The sequence below is a fragment of the Streptococcus sp. genome, from assembly GCF_030825805.1.
GTDB lineage: Bacteria > Bacillota > Bacilli > Lactobacillales > Streptococcaceae > Streptococcus.
This window is the reverse complement of record NZ_JAPJPF010000015.1, coordinates 12372-32926: the sequence shown is the minus strand read 5'-3', so window position 1 is coordinate 32926 and position 20555 is coordinate 12372. Positions and strand designations below refer to the sequence as shown.

Sequence of the window (20555 nt, the reverse complement as noted above, 5' to 3'; positions counted from 1 at the left end):
GCAGACCCAAGCCTAGACATCCAATGGGAAAACTTGGAAGAAGCAGAAGTCTCAGAAGCAGATAAGAACCACCCATTGCTCAAAGACGTCAAACCCCTAAAAGCAGAAGATTTGTAAAAATGAAGCTCTTAAAACAATCAAGAAAATTATTATATAGTTTTTAGGTTTGCTATAAACGAGCGAAGCGAGCTATATGCTTAGCTTTCCGCCGTGAGAAAATAATGTTTCAGGTGCTCGGAAGTTTTGAGACACTAGGCTCAAAACTTAGTCATGGAACTTCTTCGAAGTTCGCTGACGTCCGTACTCACCTAAGGAAAGCTAAAAAAAGATTGATTTAAGGAACGATAAAGAAAAAACAATTTTTTGGAGAAAAAATGACTGAATACAAAAATATCATCGTAACCGGTGGCGCTGGTTTCATCGGTTCAAACTTCGTACACTATGTCTACAACAACCATCCAGACGTACATGTGACTGTCCTTGACAAACTCACTTACGCTGGTAACCGTGCCAACATCGAAGAAATCCTTGGGGACCGTGTTGAATTGGTTGTGGGGGATATTGCTGATGCAGCCTTGGTTGACCAATTGGCTGCTAAGGCTGATGCGATCGTTCACTATGCGGCTGAAAGCCACAATGACAATTCATTGAATGACCCATCACCATTTATCCACACAAACTTCATTGGTACCTACACACTCTTAGAAGCTGCTCGTAAATACGACATTCGTTTCCACCACGTGTCAACAGACGAAGTCTATGGTGACCTTCCATTGCGCGAAGATCTTCCTGGACATGGGGAAGGTCCTGGTGAAAAATTCACTGCAGAAACCAAATACAACCCATCATCCCCTTATTCATCAACCAAGGCTGCTTCAGACTTGATTGTGAAGGCTTGGGTTCGTTCCTTCGGTGTTAAGGCAACCATTTCAAACTGTTCAAACAACTATGGTCCATACCAACACATCGAGAAGTTCATCCCACGTCAAATCACCAACATCTTGTCAGGTATCAAACCAAAACTTTATGGTGAAGGCAAGAACGTCCGTGACTGGATCCACACCAACGACCACTCAACTGGTGTTTGGGCTATCCTTACTAAAGGCCGTATCGGTGAAACTTACTTGATCGGTGCCGATGGTGAAAAGAACAACAAGGAAGTGCTTGAGTTGATCCTTGAAAAAATGGGTCAACCAAAAGATGCCTACGACCGTGTAACAGACCGTGCTGGTCACGATTTGCGTTACGCCATCGATTCAACAAAATTGCGTGAAGAATTAGGTTGGGAACCACAATTCACCAACTTCGAAGCAGGTTTGGAAGAAACCATTAAGTGGTATACAGATAACCAAGACTGGTGGAAAGCCGAAAAAGAAGCTGTTGAAGCTAACTACGCGAAAACACAAGAAGTTCTCAAGTAAAAACAAGCCTCTATCGATCAGGATTTCTGGTCGACAGAGGCTTTTCTATATTTTTAAAATAGACTATACTGTTTTTTAGAATGCATACAAACTTTTTTTGCATAAAATAACTAGTTAATTTTTTTAAAAAAAGTGATGTCTAATGGTTCGATTCATTTATGTAGTTATAAAACTTTCCGCTGTGAGAAAAGTGCTTGAAACAATAGTATTTCAAGCACTCGGGAGTTTTGGGAGTAAAACAGTTTGGGAAACTGTTTTAGCCTGAGCCCGGAAATTAAAGAGCGAGGGGGTTCAAAACGAATTGAACACAGGCTGCGGATTGTGTCAAAAAGATAAGTTCTCCTAGAATCTAAAGATTCTGCGTCAAACTTCCTATTTTGACTTTATCCGCAGACGCCCTTTGTATCTTAATTAGTCATGGAACTTCTTCGAAGTTCGCTGACGTCCGTACTCACCTAAGGAAAGTTTTTTTAAAAGTACTCTTTTCTATAATAAAAAGACCAAATGGTCTTTTTATTAATTAGCAGATGATTCGGTATCTGTAGCAGATGGTGTTGTGTCTGCAGGAGCTTCACTGGCACTGGTTTCTACCTGTGACGAGTCAGTTTGTTCAGAGCTTGCTTCCGATGCTTGGCTGCTACTAGCACTGGTATCTGTTCCCGTAGCACTTGAATCAGTAGCAGATCCATCCTTTTCATGGACAACAACAACGCTAGTGGAGCCATCTTTTTTCTCCTCTGTCTTAGTCGTCGGTTTCATGATACTGTAAATAGTAAAGGAAGTAACGATAATACCGAGAAGACTAGCAATCGTTGCGACAATCATCTGGAATAAAGAAAGGCTCTGTTTCACTTTTTCGCTTCTTGATGGTCTGTTGCTGTCTTGGTGTTTTTCTTTTCGTGAGTATTGTGACATAATCTGTTTCCTCTTCATTTCATATTTGGTTCTTTTATGTGAACACTTTAGTCATTATACGTTATTTTTATGAAAATGTCTAAGAAGAAATGAAAGAGGTTTTTAAAATTTCAAATTGCTTTCAAACTGGACGCTTTGAGTCTCGCTTGCCTCAGAGGACGTTTCAAAGTTTGCCTGTCCTTTTTCAGAGACGGAAATTGGTTGGTTTGTTTGACTAGGCTGGCTGATGATTTCATGGTTACTGAAACTAGAGGAGTCATTAGGAGAGATAAACTGGCCATTCGCCTGAATCTCTATCTTGTTTGGATCCGGGATAGAGTAGTCAATCTTTCCCTTGAATTCCTTGGTTTTTGAAATCACTTTTACATCTTTGACGCGGATGATACGACGGAACCAGCCATTGTATTCGACCAAGCATTTGAATTCGATGTGGCTATCGGATTCACCAGGGATTGGTTGGATAAGGCTCATTTCACGGAGGCTGCCTTCATCTTCTCTAAAGTATGGTGGCTTCTCCAAGGGCTGTTGTAGGTCACACTGTCCTTTACCGTGACAGGCTAGTTGGGCAGAAGGGAGGGCAAATGGAAGTGGTGGTAGGACAGAGAGCAGTCCTCCAAGAGCAAGACTTCCAGCTAGGGCAATGGAAAAATAGATCGGTCGTTTCATGCTTGTCTCCTTGTAACTTCAATCAGTTCCAGTTCTGGACTTGAGTAGGTCATAAAAAACAACAAGGGATCTTGTAAGCGTTTTACAAAACTCTCCATCTTCATCATAAGCTATTTTGAGAAATTTACAAGTTTTCTGTCTGAAACTAGGAACAAAATGAAGCCTGCCAAATCCTTGTCCCTCCAACCTATAAATGTTACAATAAGATGATTGAAAATTGACTAGGAGAGAGTGGAAGATGATTTACTTTGATAATTCAGCAACAACCAAACCTTATCCAGAAGCCTTGGCTACCTACACAGAAGTCGCAAGCAAAATTTGGGGCAATCCATCTAGCTTGCACAACCTGGGAAGTCAAGCGACCCGGATCTTGGAGGCATCTCGTAAGCAGATTGCTTCCCTCCTAGGCAAGAAAGCAGAAGAAATCTATTTCACCTCAGGTGGGACTGAAGGAGACAACTGGGCGATCAAGGGAGTTGCTTTTGAAAAAGCTCCTTATGGAAAGCATTTCATTGTCTCAGCTATTGAGCATCCAGCTGTGAAGGAATCGGCCCTTTGGCTACAAGGTCAAGGATTTGAAGTGGATATTGCTCCAGTTGATGCGCGTGGCTTCGTCCAAGTAGAAGAGTTGGAAAAACTCTTGCGTCCGGATACAACCCTCGTTTCGATCATGGCTGTCAATAATGAAGTGGGTTCTATCCAGCCTATTCAAGCTATTGCAGAGCTGTTAGCTGATCGTCCGACCATCACCTTCCATGTCGATGGGGTTCAGGCGCTGGCTAAGGTTTCAACCGCTCTCTACTTACCAGAACGAGTGGACCTGGCAAGTTTCTCCAGTCATAAGTTCCATGGACTTCGTGGGGTTGGTTTCCTCTATCTCAAAGAAGGGAAGAAAATCAGTCCCCTCTTAACAGGTGGCGGACAAGAAAAGGACCTTCGTTCGACGACTGAGAACTTAGCTGGAATTGCAGCGACTGCCAAGGCCTTGCGCTTGGCGATGGAGCGTCAAGAGGACTTTGAACGCAAGTGCCATCAGTTGAAGGAAGTTATTCGTGAAGAATTAGCCCACTATCCAGATGTGACTGTCTTCTCAGGAGATGAGGGCTTTGCACCCCATATCTTGACTTTTGGCATCAAGGGTGTGCGAGGAGAAGTCATCGTCCACGCTTTCGAAGAGTATGAGATTTATATCTCGACAACCTCTGCCTGCTCTTCCAAGGCTGGCAAACCAGCTGGAACCCTGATTGCTATGGGAGTCGATAAGGCTCTGGCACAAACAGCAGTCCGCCTCAGTCTTGATCTCGAAAATGACATGAGTCAGGTCGAGCAATTTTTGACCAAGTTCAAACTGATCTATGAAAAAACACGTAAGGTGCGTTAAGGAAAAGAAAAGGAAGTTACTATGCCATTAACTTATTCAGAAATTATGATCCGCTATGGAGAGCTTTCTACTAAAGGAAAGAACCGGATGCGCTTTATTAATAAATTGCGTAATAATATCTCAGATGTCTTGTCCATTTACCCAGCTGTCAAAGTGACAGCCGATCGGGATCGGGCCCATGCCTATCTAAATGGAACGGATTATGAACAGGTAGCTGAATCCCTCAAACAGGTCTTCGGGATTCAAAATTTTTCACCCGTTTACAAGATTGAAAAATCAGTCCCAGCCTTGATTTCAGCCGTTCAAGAAATCATGCAGGATATTTACCAAGAAGGGATGACCTTCAAGATTTCCAGCAGACGAAGTGACCATTCTTTTGAGTTGGATAGCCGTGAGCTCAACCAAACCTTGGGTGGCGCTGTCTTTGAAGCGATCCCAAGTATCCAAGCCCAAATGAAAAAACCGGATATCAACCTCCAAGTAGAGATCCGGGAAGAAGCAGCCTATATCTTTTATGAAACCATTAAGGGAGCAGGTGGTCTGCCAGTTGGGACGTCTGGTAAAGGCATGCTCATGCTATCTGGTGGGATTGATTCTCCAGTAGCGGGTTACCTAGCCTTGAAGCGAGGTGTGGACATTGAAGCGGTTCACTTTGCTAGCCCGCCTTATACCAGCCCGGGTGCGCTGAAAAAAGCCCACGATTTAACTCGTAAATTGACCAAGTTTGGGGGCAATATCCAGTTTATCGAGGTACCTTTTACTGAGATTCAAGAAGAGATTAAAGCCAAGGCGCCGGAAGCTTATCTCATGACTCTGACCCGTCGCTTTATGATGCGCATTACAGACCGTATCCGTCAAATTCGTGGTGGCCTAGTCATCATCAATGGGGAAAGTCTTGGTCAGGTTGCCAGCCAAACACTGGAGAGCATGCAAGCCATCAATGCCGTGACCAATACGCCCGTCATTCGTCCAGTGGTGACCATGGACAAGTTGGAGATTATCGATATCGCCCAGGCCATCGATACCTTTGAAATCTCTATCCAGCCTTTCGAAGATTGCTGTACCATCTTTGCGCCTGACCGTCCAAAGACTAATCCAAAACTAAAAAATGCAGAGCAGTATGAGCAACGTATGGATGTGGAAGCTTTAGTTGAGCGTGCGGTAGCAGGCATCATGATTACTGAGATCAGACCACAAGCAGAGACTGATGAAGTTGACGAGCTGATTGAAGGGCTGTTGTAGGAGTTTAGAAGTAGCTTTTTACTGAAAGAATCTGGAATTGTATCCATTAATGCTGAAGATAAGAGGGGGTATTTATGAACGAATGGGATTCCTTTTTGAGTGGGCTTATGGGAGCATTGTCTTGGAAAGATGGACAAGATAATGCTTTGCTGTTTGGAATGCCCAGTTGGACTTATTTACTTGGTCTCTTAGTTCATTTTCAGATTTTCCTGAGCTTGTATGCTCTCTTATTTTGGGGATTTCATTTAAGTATTAAGGAAGCTGGCTCTGTCAAGAGGGCCATGAGAAATAAATGGGAAATCATACGTCAAAGCCATAAAAGTAAGGGCAGAGCTATTTTTGCTACAATAATTGGCTCTCTTCTTATATTTATTATCTTTCCTGCTTATGAAGGATATCGTGTGACCAATGGTGTTTGGCGCTACAATTATTTTACTAATCAGACAACCGAGCTAAAAACGGCTTTAGTTACTGGTGTTGATACGGAGACAGGAGGAAGCAAGTCTACCTATTCTCGAATTACCTTCACTATTACGGTTGATGGGAAAGAGCGAAAAGTCAATGTTTCAGATAGTAATAAAAGTCTTGCCAGATCAGCTAAAAAACATTTGAAGCCTCCGATAGCTATTGAGGTTCATGTCAATCAAGAAGGGCAGATTGTATATTTGAAATAAATGGAAGTAAAGAATGAGGCTATTTACTTGAAAATCCGTTTTCATTAAATGAAATCACTTGCCAAAGGTTAGTAGAAGTGATATACTTAGAGAGTTGACTATGCACATGCCTGTGCAACCGCTCGATCATCGTTGCTCATCCTTTGAGCTTAAGTGGTTCGTCCCACGATGCTAGGCGAGTCTTCACAAAATACGGGGAAACCCAAAAATACATAGGAGGTGCATAATGAGCACATACGCAATCATTAAAACTGGCGGAAAACAAGTTAAAGTTGAAGTTGGTCAAGCAGTCTACGTTGAAAAATTGAACGTTGAAGCTGGTCAAGAAGTTACATTTAACGAAGTTGTTCTTGTTGGTGGTGAAAACACTGTTGTCGGAACTCCACTTGTTTCAGGAGCTACTGTTGTTGGAACTGTTGAAAAACAAGGAAAACAAAAGAAAGTTGTTACTTACAAGTACAAACCTAAAAAAGGTAGCCACCGTAAACAAGGTCACCGTCAACCTTACACTAAAGTTGTCATCAACGCAATCAACGCTTAATTTTTAGGAGAACACATGATACAAGCAGTCTTTGAACGAGCCGAAGATGGCGAGCTGAGGAGTGCAGAAATTACTGGTCACGCCGAAAGTGGCGAATACGGCTTAGATGTCGTGTGTGCATCGGTTTCTACGCTTGCCATTAACTTTGTCAACTCAGTTGAGAAATTTGCAGGCTATGAACCGGAACTAGAATTAAACGAAGAAGAGGGTGGCTTCATGCGGGTCACAATCCCGACAGATATTCCACCTCATCAAAGAGAAATGACCCAACTATTCTTTGAATCATTTTTCTTAGGGATGGCAAACTTATCGGAGAACTCATCGGAGTTCGTCCAAACAAGAGTTATCACAGAAAACTAACTGGAGGAAAACAATTATGTTGAAATTGAATCTTGCTAACTTGCAACTTTTCGCCCACAAAAAAGGTGGAGGTTCTACATCAAACGGACGTGATTCACAAGCTAAACGTCTTGGAGCTAAAGCAGCTGATGGACAAACTGTAACAGGTGGATCTATCCTTTACCGTCAACGCGGTACTCACATCTACCCAGGTGTGAACGTTGGACGTGGTGGAGACGATACTTTGTTCGCTAAAGTTGAAGGCGTAGTACGCTTCGAACGCAAAGGTCGCGATAAGAAACAAGTTTCTGTTTACCCAATCGCAAAATAATTTGTATTCAAAAACTCTCTGATTCATCAGGGAGTTTTTTTGATCTCTCTTGATTGATGTCCCTATCTTTTTTCATCCTCTAGATTATGGTATAATGGAGTGATATTGTTAGAAGGAAGAAGACATGAATATTCAACAATTACGCTATGTTGTCGCGATTGCCAATAGTGGTACTTTTCGTGAAGCAGCTGAAAAAATGTACGTCAGTCAGCCGAGTCTGTCCATCTCTGTGAGAGACTTGGAGAAGGAACTGGGCTTTAAAATTTTCCGTCGGACTAGTTCTGGGACTTTCTTGACCCGCCGCGGGATGGAATTTTATGAAAAGGCCCAAGAATTGGTCAAGGGCTTTGATGTTTTTCAAAACCAATATGCCAATCCTGAGGAAGAAAAGAAGGAATTCTCAATCTCGAGTCAGCACTATGATTTCCTTCCCCCTTTGATTACCCAATTCTCAGTCCTTTATCCTGAGAATAAAGACTTCCGGATTTTTGAGTCTACGACAGTTCAAATCCTGGATGAAGTGGCTCAGGGTCATAGTGAATTGGGGATTATCTACCTCAATAAGCAAAATACTAAAGGGATCATGCAACGGGTGGATAAATTGGGCTTGGAAGTCGTTGACCTGATTCCTTTCCAGACCCATATCTATTTGCGTAAGGGCCATCCATTAGCCAAGAAAGAATCCTTAGTGATGGAGGACTTGGCACACCTACCGACTGTTCGCTTTACCCAGGAAAAGGATGAGTATCTCTACTATTCGGAGAACTTTGTCGATACGAGTAGCAGTTCCCAGCTCTTCAATGTGACGGACCGCGCAACCCTGAATGGGATCTTAGAGCGGACCGATGCCTATGCGACTGGTTCTGGCTTCTTGGATAGCCAGTCGGTGAATGGGATTACGGTTATCCCCTTGATCGATGATCTGAATAATAAAATGGTCTATGTCAAACGGGAAGAGGTAGATCTCTCACCAGTGGCTGAGAAGTTTGTCCAAGTCATGGAAGCTTACTTTGATGAGAAGAGGTAGGCAATGAAGAGAAAAGTAAGTATTTTTATTAGTATCCTCCTCTTGATCCTTCTGGATCAAGCGGTGAAGGGATATGTCGTCAAGGAAATCCCACTGGGGGGTATGCGTCGCTTCATTCCCAAAGTAGTCAGTCTGACCTACCTCAAGAACTCTGGAGCGGCCTTCTCCATGTTAGAAAACCAACAGTGGTTCTTTACCATCATTACTTTGATTGCGATGGGGGCAGCCTTTGTCTATCTCTATCGCCATATCAAAGGCTCCATTTGGCTCTTGTTGGGATTGACCTTGATTATTTCAGGGGGGATCGGCAACTTTATTGACCGGCTCCGTCAGGGCTTTGTCGTCGATATGTTCCACTTGGATTTTATGAATTTTGCCATCTTCAATGTAGCGGATATCTATTTAACCATCGGGGTGGGACTGCTACTGATTTATCTATTGAGAGAGGAGAGCCATGGAAGTTAGAGTGGAAGTCGCTGGTGCGCGACTGGATAAGGCCGTCTCAGAGTTGACTGAGCTCTCACGTGGCTTGGCCAATGAGCAGATCAAGGAAGGAAAGATCCTCGTTAACGGACAAGTCAAAAAGGCCAAGTATACCGTAAAAGAAGGGGATGTCATCAGTTATGAAGTCCCTCAAGTTGAAGAAGTGACCTATGAGGCAGAAGATATCCCCTTAGAGATCGTCTATCAGGATGCGGATGTCGTAGTGGTCAATAAACCTCAGGGCATGGTGGTCCATCCTAGTGCTGGTCACACCAGTGGAACTCTGGTCAATGCCCTCATGTATCACATCAAGGACTTGTCAGGGATCAATGGAGAGCTTCGTCCGGGCATTGTTCATCGGATTGACAAGGACACCTCTGGCCTCCTCATGGTGGCCAAGAATGATACAGCGCATGTAGCCTTGGCAGATGAACTCAAGGCTAAGAAGTCTCTACGCAAGTATTGGGCTATTGTTCATGGCAATTTGCCTAATGATCGGGGTGTCATCGAGGCACCGATTGGGCGAAGTGACAAGGACCGCAAGAAGCAGGCTGTGACAGCTAAAGGGAAACCTGCCCTGACTCGATTCCATGTCTTGGAGCGTTTCGGGGATTATAGCTTGGTCGAACTGAAATTGGAGACCGGGCGAACCCACCAGATCCGGGTTCACATGGCCTATATTGGCCATCCGGTCGCTGGTGATGAAGTCTATGGACCTCGCAGGACTTTGAAAGGCCATGGGCAATTCCTCCACGCTAAAACACTGGGCTTTACCCATCCTCGGACGGGAGAGGTCATGGAGTTTTCAGTGGAGGTTCCGGATATTTTCCAAAAAACCTTGGAGCAGCTCCGTCAAGGATAAGCATTCAATCATAAAAACGAGTTTACCTCTGGTGGTTCAAACTCGTTTTTTTGTGGGCAAATGGGGGTTCCCCCTGGTCCGCTCTTAGTATTTTTTAAGGCTTTCATGGTATAATGTTACAATCGAATACTCTGGAGAATGAATGGATGAAGAATAAGAGAATTGTGTTTAAAGTGGGAACCTCTTCCCTAACCAATCAAGATGGAAGCTTGTCTCGGAGCAAGGTCAAGGCCATCACCCAACAACTAGCTCTCTTACATGAGCAAGGGCATGAATTGATTTTGGTCTCTTCGGGGGCGATTGCGGCAGGTTTTGGTGCGCTTGGCTTCAAAAAACGTCCAACCAAAATCGCAGACAAACAGGCTTCTGCAGCAGTTGGCCAAGGTCTGCTGTTAGAAGAATATACCTCTAATCTACTTGTCCGCGACATCGTATCTGCCCAGGTCCTCTTGATCCAGGATGACTTTGTCGACCAACGTCGCTATAAAAATGCCCACCAGGCCCTGTCTGTCCTCTTGCAAAGAGGGGCTATTCCGATTATCAATGAGAATGATACAGTTTCGATTGAAGAACTCAAGGTCGGAGACAACGATACCCTAAGTGCCCAAGTGGCGGCTATGGTCCAGGCGGATCTCTTGGTCTTACTGACAGATGTCGATGGTCTTTATACGGGCCATCCTCAAAAAGATCCGACTGCCAAACGCTTGGATCGAATCGATTCAATCAGCAAGGAGATTATCGAGATGGCAGGTGGGGCAGGCTCAAGTAATGGGACAGGAGGCATGCTGACAAAAATCAAAGCAGCCACGATCGCTACAGAGTCAGGAGTTCCTGTTTACATCTGTTCATCCTTGAAAGAAGATGCTCTTCTAGAAGCGGCAGAGAAAACCCAGGATGGCAGCTATTTTACAGCTCAGGACAAATTTTTGCGTAATCAGAAACAATGGCTGGCCTTCTATGCCCCTAGTCAAGGTTCTGTATGGCTGGACCAAGGAGCAGTTAAGGCTGTCAAAGAAGAGGGCAAGAGTATCCTTGTGTCCGGTGTGGTAAAGGTTGAGGGAGCCTTCTCTTACTCTGATATTATCACGGTGCACGATGCAGTATCTGGGCAGGTCATTGGGAAAGGGCGTACCCGCTTAGGGGCTGCAGCCATTAAAGATCTCCTCCACGGTCAAAAGCCAAAGGGTATCGTCATTCACCGGGATGATTGGATTGCCATCACACCTGAGGTAGAACTCTTATTTACAGAATTTTAAGGAGGAGTCAGATGGAGACAATTGAACAGATTCGCCTGGCCAAACAGGCCAAAAAAAGTATTAATACTGCGACAAGTGATGAAAAAAATAAAGCCTTAAGAGCTATGGCTGACTCCTTAGTCGAGGCTACAGCTGAAATTCTAGCTGCTAATCAATTGGATATGGAAGCAGCTCGGGGTCGGATTTCGGAGGTCATGCTGGATCGCCTACTCTTGACAGAAGAGCGGATTCAAGCGATGGCAGATGGGATACTCCAAGTGGTTGCCCTACCAGATCCAGTTGGAGAGCTTTTGGAGGAGCGGACCCTGGAGAATGGCTTGGTCATTCAGAAGAAACGAGTGGCCATGGGAGTCATTGGGATTATCTATGAAAGTCGTCCAAACGTGACTTCTGATGCAGCTGCCTTGGCCCTGAAAAGTGGGAGTGCTGTTGTCTTGCGCAGTGGCAAGGATGCCTATCAGACGGCCCATGCCATCGTTTCAGCTTTGAAGACAGGCTTGCAAGCCACTACCATTGATCCGGCTGTCCTCCAGTTGGTAGAAGATACTAGTCGGGAAAGCAGTCTGGTCATGATGAAGGCCAAGGGGGATTTAGATCTTCTCATCCCACGTGGGGGAGCTGGCTTGATCCAAGCTGTCGTAGAGCAAGCAATTGTACCCGTGATTGAGACAGGGACTGGAATTGTCCACGTCTATGTCGATCAGGCGGTGGATTTAGACAAGGCTATCAATATCATCCAGAATGCCAAGACCAGCCGACCATCCGTCTGCAATGCCATGGAAGTCCTCTTGGTGCATGAAGTTATTGCAGGGGACTTTCTGCCACTAGTGAAGAAAGTCTTGGTAGACGAGGCTCCGGTACCAGTGGAGATGCGCTTGGATACTCAAGCCCAGCAAATCATTAACGGTTCACCAGCTTCTGAGACTGACTTTGATACGGAATTCTTAGATTATGTCATGGCCGTGAAGGTCGTCCCTTCTGTAGAAGAAGCCATTGCTCATATCGAAGCCCACAGTACCCATCATTCAGATGCCATTGTCTCTGAAGATGCGACAGCCATTGAACTCTTTAGCAACCAGGTAGACTCGGCGGCCGTTTATGTCAATGCTTCGACCCGCTTCACAGATGGCGGAGAGTTTGGCCTAGGTTGTGAGATGGGCATCTCGACCCAGAAGTTGCATGCGCGTGGTCCTATGGGCTTGCGTGAGCTGACCAGTTATAAGTATCAGGTCACTGGAAATGGTCAAGTGAGGTAAGTCATGAAAGTAGCATTTATCGGTCTTGGAAATATGGGAGCCAGTCTGGCCAAAGCGGTCGCAAAAGAAGTGGCTGCGAAAGATCTGCTTTTGATCAACCGTTCCCCTCAAAAAGTGCAAGAGTTTATCGGCCAGTATGGGGGAACAGCGTCTGATCTTGAAGAGGCTTTTAAAGAAGCGGAGGTCATCTTCTTAGGGGTCAAACCCTACCAGATCTGTCCTCTTTTAGAAGAGTACCAAACTGTCCTGTCTCAACGCTCCAATCTCTTGCTGGTGTCCATGGCTGCAGGCCTGGAGCTAGAAAAAATGGCTGATGTGATCCAGAATGACCAGGTGGGTCTCATCCGCATCATGCCCAATACGCCCGTAGCCATTGGTCAAGGGGTTATCAGTCTGGCTCGCTCTCAAGCAGTGACAGATCAGCAAGTAGCCCAAGTCAACCAGCTCTTAGCAGGAGCAGGGGCTCTCTACGAAATCGAGGAAACATTAATGGATCCTGCAACGGCTGTTGCAGGCTGTGGTCCAGCCTTTGTCTATCAGATGATCGAAGCCATGGCAGATGCAGGAGTAAGCTTAGGGCTTACTCGAGAGCAAGCCTTGCAGATGGCTGCACAGACCTTCCAAGGCGCTAGTCAAATGGTCCTAGAGACAGGCGAGCACCCAGCCCGCTTGCGAGATGCAGTTTGTAGCCCAGGTGGCTCTACCATCGCAGGAGTCAATCGCTTAGAACAAGTCGGCTTACGGGGCGACATTATTGCAGGAGTGGAAGCAGCCTACAAGCGTACCCAGGAAATGGGACAAGATGCAGCGAAGAAATAGAAAAAAAGATTGGTTTTGGCCAATCTTTCAGATTGAAAATAAAGTCCTCTTAGAAACTTTCCTTAGGTGAGATCGGACGTCAGCGAACTTCCTCGAAGTTCCATGACTAAATTAAGATACAAAGGGCGTCTGCGGATAAAGTCAAAATAGGGAGCAGGACAGAAGCACTGTTGTATGGGATTGCTTCGTTGTCCTGCCCCCACAAGGCTGATTAGTATTCTTCCGAGCTGAAAGGCGAGAGAAGAATTCAATCAGCTACTGTGTCTTGGATTTAGTACTAATGTATTTGCACTTTTGACACAATCCGAAGCTCGTGTTCAATTCATTTTGAGCCCCTTCGCTCTTTAATTTCCGGGCTCAGGCTAAAACAGTTTCCCAAACTGTTTTACTCTCAATAATTCCGAGTGCCTGAAACTATTACGTTTCAGGCACTTTTCTCACGGCGGAAAAGTTTCAATAGAGGCTTGGATAACTCTGGATTTGTTAGATTTGTATAATAGAACATTTTTTCTTTGTTCTCCAAGATTGGTTCTGGCCAATCTTTTTTACGTTAGAGCGACTCTATTTCTACCAAACCGTTTTCGGTCAGACGATAGATTTTTTGGCAGACTTCTTTGAGGAAGTTCCGGTCGTGGGAGACCGTGACTAGTCCGCCTGGGTAGTCTGCGAATAGGCGTCGAATTTCTGGTTGAGAAGTGGGGGAAAAATTGCGGGTAGGCTCGTCCAAGAGTAGAAACTGGGGACTTGTGAGTACCAGTCGTAGGAGAAAGAGTTTTCCTTGCTGGCCACCAGAAAGCTCAGAGATCGGATGGTGCATTTCAGAATAGGTAAAGTTGAGGGAGGCTAAATGCAATTGAATGGTGTTGATTTCTTCGCGGTCTCCTGAATGCTGTAGAAATTGAACGGGTGTCTGAGTCAAAGGGAGGCCTTCAGTGTAATCTTGCGGCATATAGGCAGAGTGGATACTCTCATTCTTCTGTAGACTTTTCCATATCATTTTTAGGAAAGTGGATTTCCCCACACCGTTGGAACCGATAATCCCTATTTTGTCCTGCCCTTGAAGAGTGAGGGAGAGGTTCTTGACCAGGACCCGGTCACCAATCGCGAGCGCTTCCTGATCTAAGAGAAGGACTCGTTTTTGAGGAGACAAGGGAGTGAGGTGAGGAAAATGCAGATTGATGACTTCCTCATCATAGGGTTGGGGAGTCATAGATTGGAATACTCGCTCGTAGCGCTTTTCTTGTGAGAGGAGGGACTTCATTTTCTTTGCCAGGAGACGTCCAGCGGTACTATCCTTAGTGTTTCGTAAGGATGTTTCGACTTGCTGACGGACACGACGGTGCTTCTCCATAGTTTTTCGGTAGGCTCGTTGATCGTTGGCCGCTTGCTGAGACTGTTGCTTAAATTGTTGTTCCCTCTGGCTACTGTAGTCTTGATAGCCTAGGTGCTCTACGATGGTTTCAGCTTCCTTGCGGTGTTTGATCTGTCTGAGGTGTATGATGGTATCCGCCGTCTGAGTCAAAAAATCCTCATGATGGGAAATAAATATTGTGGTTTGGGGACTCGTTTGGATCATCTGCTGGAGCCAATCCAAGGTCTCCAAATCCAGATCATTTGAAGGTTCATCTAAAAATAGCAATTCATGAGGACAACAAAGCTCGTGAAGCAGTTGGACCTTGAGGGCTTCTCCTCCAGATAGACTTCCGATAGCTTGATCGCTTGCAAAGCGCTCGCTATTAAAATGCAATTGATCTGCCAGTCTGTAGAGGGTGGCATAGTCTAGCTCGTCCTCTCCAAAAAAATATTCTTCCATGGTTTTTCCCTTCAAAGCTTCCGGTAAAGTTTGGGGAATATAGGCATAGGAGTGAAAGGAAGTGGTGATTTCTCCTTCTATGGTCAGATAATCTGGTAGAGATTTTGGGGACATAAGGACCTGAAGTAAGGAAGATTTTCCATTCCCTTCTTCGCCAATAATAGCAACTTTTTCTCCTTCATGAATGGTCAGGGAAAGATCTCGAACCAGATCTCGTAAATCTTTTGTATGTCGGATAGTGAGGTGGGATAGTTTTAGCATAAGATTCCTTTCTACTGGGACAAAAAACAGCTCTACCTATTTAGTAGAGCTGTATTCAAGTGAAACCCAAGCAGAAAAAGACCTTATTTAGCCAACAAAAGGTTGGAAATTAGGCGAGAGGGTACACAAAAAGAGATAGAACAAGCAGTCCACTAAATAAAGTATCTTATTTAACGAAACTTAGTTGTTCATATCTCCTTACCTCCGAATGTGATTAGCTTTATTCTATTCCTTTCATTCCTTCTTGTCAAGGAAATCCTTGTCTCCCCCTCTTTTTCTACTCGGGCTTTGCTCGGAAATATGGTATAATAAAGGTTATGCAAGCTAAACCGTCTTCTGCCTATGTGCATATTCCATTTTGTACCCAGATTTGTTATTATTGTGACTTTTCTAAGGTTTTTATCAAGAATCAACCGGTCGATGCCTATCTGGAACACTTAATCCAGGAGACTCGATCCTATGAGATTGGCAAACTGCATACTCTCTACATTGGTGGAGGGACTCCGACAGCCCTATCTGCCCAGCAACTGGCCTATCTCTTGACAGAATTGCCCAAGGTCATGAATCTATCGGAGGTAGAAGAGTTTACCATCGAGGCCAATCCTGGCGATTTGGATCCGGATAAGATTGCGGTCCTCAAGGACTCTCAGGTCAATCGGGTCTCTCTGGGTGTCCAAACCTTTGATAACAAGATGCTGAAAAAGATCGGACGGAGTCACCAGGAGCAGGATATCTATGACAATATCCGCCACCTCAAGCAGGCTGGCTTTGATAACATTTCTATCGACTTGATCTATGCCCTGCCGGGTCAGACCATGGACCAGGTCAAGGAAAATGTCGCTAAGGCGATCGACTTGGACATTCCCCACATGAGTCTCTATAGTTTGATTTTAGAAAACCACACGGTCTTTATGAATCGGATGCGACGGGGTAAACTTCCGCTACCCAAAGAGGAGCTGGAAGCAGAGATGTTCGAGTACATCATTGAGGAGTTGGAAAAAGCAGGCTTTGAGCATTATGAGATTTCCAATTTCTCCAAGCCTGGCTTCGAAAGTCGGCACAATCTGGTCTACTGGGATAATGCAGAATACTATGGTCTAGGAGCAGGAGCTTCTGGCTATGTCGATGGGATTCGTTACAAGAATCACGGACCTATCCGGCATTACCTAGAGGCTGTTGAGGCAGGTAAGGCTCGGATCACAGAAGAACACCTGACACTGGAAGAGAAGATGGAAGAGGAGTTGTTCCTTGGTCTACGGAAAAAGGCAGGTGTGTCTAAGGCACGTTTTGAAGAAAAATTTGGTGTCTCCTTTGACCAACGCTATGGACAAGTGGTGGCCAGTCTGACGGAGCAGGGACTCTTGGTTCCAGATGACAAGCAAGTTCGGATGACCAAGAGAGGTTTGTTCCTTGGAGATACCGTAGCAGAGAAATTTATATTGGAGTAAACGATGGCTAAAATTTATCAGTATGACATGAAAGTTCCTTTTGATATGAGCGATGTGAATGGCTTTATCAAGATGCCACAGCTCATCCTCTTGTCCTTGCAGGTGTCAGGCATGCAGTCGATGGAGTTGGGTGTCAGTGACAGGGACTTGCTCGAACAGCGCAATCTAGTCTGGATCATCACCGACTACGACATCACGGTTCATCGCCTACCGGTCTTTGACGAACAGATTACTATTGAGACCCAGGCACTGGCCCACAATCGACTCTTTTGCTACCGTTCCTTTGTCGTTAGAGACCAGAAGGGTCAAGCTATCGTCGAGATGGTAGCGACCTTTGTCTTAATGGATCGGGATAGCCGCAAGGTCCAATCCGTACCGGAGGAGATCACAGAGCCATATGAGTCACCGTTTGAGAAGAAGATCCGCCGAGGTCCACGCTATCCAGAACTGAATGGGGCCATGGAGCAGGACTACCATGTGCGTTTCTATGATTTGGACATGAACGGACATGTCAACAACAGCAAGTACCTAGACTGGGTCTTTGAAGTGATGGGAGCGGAATTCCTAACCCAGCATATTCCCAAACGGGTCCATCTTAAGTATGTCAAGGAGGTCCTGCCTGGAGGTATGATCACCTCTAGCGTCGAGCGAGAAGGGATGATCAGCAATCATGTCATCTCATCAGAAGGTCAAGTCCACGCCCAAGCCCTCATCACTTGGGAAGAAATAGATAAGGAAACATTATGGAAAAACGAAGATTAAAACAGAAAAAAGAAGACTTGATGGAGGTTCAACGACGGGTTGTTGCCTATGCTCGTCGTAAGAAAAATCCTCTCTATGTATTGGGAGATGGTTTCTTAACCTTAGTCGCAGCCTTTTATATCTTTATTGAGGAAGCGATTCAATTTGTACGCTATCGATTGAGTTTTGAAGCCTTTATTCGTTTTCTCAAGGAAGATGTACGCTGGTACCGTGTCTGGATTCATTTGATTTTGTCCTTTATCCTGCCTGTTGTCGTCTTTTCCTTGAGTATTACCAGCCAATCAGGTAGCTTCTGGAGTAACTTCTATGATAAACTCTCTCAAGGTGTCCTCTTTAGTACGACTGTCAGCCTCGCAGCGACCTTAATGACAGATTTCATTGAGACCATGAAGCCTATCCAGGCTGGCAAAGAGGCCGATGATAAAAAAGAAACCGGCGTCTATACCATTACCATTGATCAGGCTAAGATTGGTGGCTTAATGGTGACCATCGTCATCTTGATGATTTCATCCTTCCTCTTTACTCAGGCTGGAAAAGCAAGTATCAATTTCTTCGGTCTGGTCCTTCAATTTGCCTTATATGGGGCTTGCTTGCTTTTGTATGGAGCAGGTGGCCAGTTTCATAATCAGGAGAAAGTAGCAGAGGAAGCAAGTGAAAAAGGAGACCAAGAATCCCATGACTTATAAGGGTTATTTAATTGACTTAGACGGAACCATCTACAAGGGCAAGGAGCGGATCCCAGCTGGGGAAGCCTTTGTCCATGAATTGCAAGAGCGTCAGATCCCCTATCTCTTTGTGACCAACAATACTACCCGGACGCCGGAAATGGTCCAAGAAATGCTGGCAGGCCAGTTCAACATCGAAACGCCACTGGATACCATCTATACAGCGACGCTAGCAACCATTGATTATATGGTGGATATGAATCTTGGAAAAACCGCCTATGTCATCGGAGATGTGGGCTTGAAACACGCCATTGCTGAAGCAGGCTTCGTCGAAGATACTGTGAATCCAGCCTATGTCGTGGTGGGTCTTGATTGGGAAGTGGACTATGAGAAATTCTCTATCGCTACCTTGGCTATTCAAAAGGGAGCGCATTTCATCGGGACCAATCCAGACCTCAATATCCCGACAGAGCGGGGAATGATGCCAGGTGCTGGTGCTTTAAATGCCCTGATTGAAGCGGCGACGCGCGTGAAGCCAACCTTTATTGGTAAGCCCAATGCCATCATCATGGATAAGGCCATCGCTCACCTGGGACTAGAGCGCGAAGAAGTGGTCATGGTAGGGGACAATTACCTGACTGACATTCGAGCAGGAATTGACAATGGCATCCCTACTTTGCTGGTGACAACTGGATTTACCAAGCCAGAAGAAGTGCCGGATCTGCCCTTGCCACCAACGCATGTCCTATCTAGCTTAGCGGAGTGGGATTTTGATGCGTGATCGGTTAAAAGTAACGGGCTTTGTGCTCTGGCTCTTAGCAACAGTGATTTTGGGGACTATTCTAATTGCCTGGTTGATCTATCCCATGGAGATCAGCTGGTTACGAATTCAGAATCGGACCGGTTTGACTCCTGCAGTCATCCAGAAGAATTTTCAGATCCTCATGCAGTATTTGACCAGTCCGTTTACTTGGAAGCTGGAGATGCCGGATTTTCCATCCTCTGCAGATGGTCTCCATCATTTTCAAGCAGTCAAGTACCTCTTTCACCTGACCCAGGTCCTGTTCCTGGTCTTATTGCCAGTAGCTATACGATTTATTCGAACAGTGATGCTTAAGGGCTATGCAGGCCTCTATCGTCGCTTATTTGGCGGGATGGTTCTCTTGCCTATCGTCATAGGAGGAGTGACCCTCTTTATTGGCTTTGATCAATTCTTTACCCTCTTTCATCAAGTCCTCTTTGTCGGAGATGCTACCTGGCTCTTTGATCCTTATCGGGATCCGATTATTTTAGCTCTTCCTGAGGACTATTTCCTACATGCCTTTCTGATTTTCTTTGTATTGTATGAAGGGGCTTTTGGATGGTGCTACGGGTGGAGTCGGAAAACAAAAACAGTAAATTAGTGGAGTGAATGGATGAAACAGTTCAATCGATTTATAGATCCCAAAAAGGATTTGGGAAGCTTTTCAGGGATGGTTTGCCTCTATCTCTTGGTCATGGTCTTTGTCAGCATCATTTCGACCTTTGCCATTACCCTCTTTATGTTTGGACGGTATGGATTGGAGATGGCAGAGAAGCAGGAGGAAGTCGCTTCAATCATCAATGGAAATGGGATTAGCTACCTGATATCTGTCAGTATAGGTGTCCTCCTATTTGCCCTCTATCGGCAAGGATCACTCTTTAAAGGAGATGTGAGACAAAAGAGACGTAAGATGACCTGGCAGACTTTCTTGGTATTCATTGCCTTCTTGGGGTTTGCCCAATTGGCTTCTAGTGCCTTATCACAGCTCTTAGACCACATGATGGAAACCCTGGGCTTTTTCAAGCCCCAAGAGGACATGTCTGAGCAACTCAGCCAATCTTGGAGCCTCTTGCTCTATGCGACCCTGATCGGTCCCATCACTGAGGAATTGGTATTCCGGGCGGCTGGCTTGAGAGCCTTAGAAAAGTATGGAAAAGTCTTTGCGATTGTCATGACAGCCTTGGCTTTTGGAATGTTCCATGCCAATTTTGATCAGTTGTTCTTTGCGACAATTATCGGCTTTGGCTTTGGTTACTTGACCTTCGAGTATTCGATCTGGTGGGCTATTTTCTACCATATCTTTAACAACCTGGTCCTCTCTCAAGGGCTACATTACCTCGGCACGCATGTCAATATGAATGTAGCCGAGTGGGTTCAAATTCTCGTCTTTTTAGGTGGAACCATCGCCTTTACCATCGTCTTGATTTTAAAGAGAAAAGCTATTTTTCACTACATAGAAGAAAACCGACCAGCACCAGGCGTCTTCCAAAGAAGTTTGTATTCCTTTTGGTTCTGGGTCTTGGTCCTTGGGACAACTCTTATGTCCTTACTTCCATATATAAGAGGCTATTAATATCAAAGAGGGATCGTT

Annotated in this window: 22 protein-coding genes, 1 pseudogene and 1 other annotated feature; of the genes and pseudogenes, 20 read left to right on the top strand and 3 right to left on the bottom strand. The window is 45.1% G+C overall.

Annotated features, from left to right (window positions below; genetic code table 11):
• Positions 1–117 (top strand): annotated as a pseudogene (locus RCH62_RS03850) (dTDP-4-dehydrorhamnose 3,5-epimerase); the annotation flags it as partial.
• A 257-nt stretch (positions 118–374) separates the two neighbouring features.
• Entirely contained in the window at positions 375–1421 is a 1047-nt protein-coding gene (gene rfbB, locus RCH62_RS03845; protein ID WP_006596502.1) for a dTDP-glucose 4,6-dehydratase, read from the top strand.
• 516 nt (positions 1422–1937) lie between these two features.
• Here the strand turns inward: rfbB and RCH62_RS03840 are convergent.
• Complete coding sequence (locus RCH62_RS03840) at positions 1938–2336, bottom strand: DUF6556 family protein (protein ID WP_229038968.1); 399 nt, start codon at positions 2334–2336, stop codon at positions 1938–1940.
• A 102-nt stretch (positions 2337–2438) separates the two neighbouring features.
• The gene (locus RCH62_RS03835) at positions 2439–3002 is read right to left on the bottom strand and encodes a hypothetical protein (RefSeq protein ID WP_306474661.1); all 564 of its coding nucleotides are present in this window, start codon (positions 3000–3002) and stop codon (positions 2439–2441) included.
• A 217-nt stretch (positions 3003–3219) separates the two neighbouring features.
• Here RCH62_RS03835 and RCH62_RS03830 point away from each other — a divergent pair, with 217 nt between their 5' ends.
• The 12 genes from RCH62_RS03830 to proC all read left to right on the top strand — a co-directional run bounded on the left by RCH62_RS03830 (position 3220) and on the right by proC (position 13213).
• The gene (locus tag RCH62_RS03830; RefSeq protein WP_373689706.1) at positions 3220–4383 is read left to right on the top strand and encodes a cysteine desulfurase family protein; all 1164 of its coding nucleotides are present in this window, start codon (positions 3220–3222) and stop codon (positions 4381–4383) included.
• A gap of 21 nt (positions 4384–4404) precedes the next feature.
• Positions 4405–5625, top strand: a complete 1221-nt coding sequence (gene thiI / locus RCH62_RS03825; protein ID WP_306474659.1) for a tRNA uracil 4-sulfurtransferase ThiI — start codon at positions 4405–4407, stop codon at positions 5623–5625.
• A gap of 74 nt (positions 5626–5699) precedes the next feature.
• Positions 5700–6299, top strand: coding sequence for a hypothetical protein (locus RCH62_RS03820; protein WP_238656298.1), 600 nt, complete (start codon positions 5700–5702; stop codon positions 6297–6299).
• Positions 6300–6405: 106 nt separating this feature from the next.
• Positions 6406–6492, top strand: a sequence feature (ribosomal protein L21 leader region).
• A gap of 33 nt (positions 6493–6525) precedes the next feature.
• A complete protein-coding gene (gene rplU / locus RCH62_RS03815; RefSeq protein WP_003007734.1) occupies positions 6526–6840 on the top strand; it encodes a 50S ribosomal protein L21 in 315 nt (104 codons plus the stop codon).
• A gap of 15 nt (positions 6841–6855) precedes the next feature.
• On the top strand, positions 6856–7200 hold the full coding sequence (locus tag RCH62_RS03810; protein WP_006596492.1) for a ribosomal-processing cysteine protease Prp: 345 nt from the start codon (positions 6856–6858) through the stop codon (positions 7198–7200).
• 16 nt (positions 7201–7216) lie between these two features.
• Positions 7217–7510: a 50S ribosomal protein L27 gene (rpmA, locus tag RCH62_RS03805; RefSeq protein ID WP_003002805.1), complete on the top strand. Its 294-nt coding sequence runs from the start codon at positions 7217–7219 to the stop codon at positions 7508–7510.
• 124 nt (positions 7511–7634) lie between these two features.
• Complete coding sequence (locus RCH62_RS03800) at positions 7635–8537, top strand: LysR family transcriptional regulator (protein WP_048690250.1); 903 nt, start codon at positions 7635–7637, stop codon at positions 8535–8537.
• 3 nt (positions 8538–8540) lie between these two features.
• Positions 8541–9002 carry a signal peptidase II gene (gene lspA / locus RCH62_RS03795; RefSeq protein WP_048716749.1) on the top strand — a complete coding sequence of 154 codons (462 nt, stop codon included), beginning with the start codon at positions 8541–8543 and terminating at the stop codon, positions 9000–9002.
• Complete coding sequence (locus RCH62_RS03790; protein ID WP_306474658.1) at positions 8992–9882, top strand: RluA family pseudouridine synthase; 891 nt, start codon at positions 8992–8994, stop codon at positions 9880–9882. Before lspA ends, RCH62_RS03790 begins: the two co-directional genes overlap by 11 nt.
• 146 nt (positions 9883–10028) lie before the next feature.
• On the top strand, positions 10029–11138 hold the full coding sequence (gene proB, locus RCH62_RS03785) for a glutamate 5-kinase (RefSeq protein ID WP_154852661.1): 1110 nt from the start codon (positions 10029–10031) through the stop codon (positions 11136–11138).
• 11 nt (positions 11139–11149) lie between these two features.
• Positions 11150–12394, top strand: coding sequence for a glutamate-5-semialdehyde dehydrogenase (locus tag RCH62_RS03780; protein ID WP_306474657.1), 1245 nt, complete (start codon positions 11150–11152; stop codon positions 12392–12394).
• A 3-nt stretch (positions 12395–12397) separates the two neighbouring features.
• Entirely contained in the window at positions 12398–13213 is an 816-nt protein-coding gene (gene proC / locus RCH62_RS03775; protein ID WP_306474656.1) for a pyrroline-5-carboxylate reductase, read from the top strand.
• A 550-nt stretch (positions 13214–13763) separates the two neighbouring features.
• Here proC and RCH62_RS03770 read toward each other — a convergent pair.
• Positions 13764–15287, bottom strand: a complete 1524-nt coding sequence (locus RCH62_RS03770; RefSeq protein ID WP_306474655.1) for an ATP-binding cassette domain-containing protein — start codon at positions 15285–15287, stop codon at positions 13764–13766.
• 317 nt (positions 15288–15604) lie between these two features.
• On the opposite strand from RCH62_RS03770, the gene hemW reads away from it, so the two are divergent.
• The 6 genes from hemW to RCH62_RS03740 are packed head-to-tail and all read left to right on the top strand — an operon-like array spanning position 15605 to position 20537.
• Complete coding sequence (gene hemW, locus RCH62_RS03765; protein WP_306474654.1) at positions 15605–16735, top strand: radical SAM family heme chaperone HemW; 1131 nt, start codon at positions 15605–15607, stop codon at positions 16733–16735.
• A gap of 3 nt (positions 16736–16738) precedes the next feature.
• Positions 16739–17497, top strand: a complete 759-nt coding sequence (locus tag RCH62_RS03760; protein ID WP_306474653.1) for an acyl-ACP thioesterase domain-containing protein — start codon at positions 16739–16741, stop codon at positions 17495–17497.
• Positions 17479–18183, top strand: a complete 705-nt coding sequence (locus RCH62_RS03755) for a hypothetical protein (RefSeq protein WP_306474652.1) — start codon at positions 17479–17481, stop codon at positions 18181–18183. Before RCH62_RS03760 ends, RCH62_RS03755 begins: the two co-directional genes overlap by 19 nt.
• Positions 18173–18943, top strand: coding sequence for a TIGR01457 family HAD-type hydrolase (locus RCH62_RS03750; RefSeq protein WP_306474651.1), 771 nt, complete (start codon positions 18173–18175; stop codon positions 18941–18943). The genes RCH62_RS03755 and RCH62_RS03750 overlap by 11 nt, the downstream gene beginning before the upstream one ends.
• Positions 18936–19565, top strand: a complete 630-nt coding sequence (locus tag RCH62_RS03745) for a TIGR01906 family membrane protein (protein ID WP_306474650.1) — start codon at positions 18936–18938, stop codon at positions 19563–19565. The genes RCH62_RS03750 and RCH62_RS03745 overlap by 8 nt, the downstream gene beginning before the upstream one ends.
• A 12-nt stretch (positions 19566–19577) precedes the next feature.
• On the top strand, positions 19578–20537 hold the full coding sequence (locus RCH62_RS03740; RefSeq protein ID WP_306474649.1) for a CPBP family intramembrane glutamic endopeptidase: 960 nt from the start codon (positions 19578–19580) through the stop codon (positions 20535–20537).
• The last annotated feature ends 18 nt before the right edge of the window (positions 20538–20555 follow it).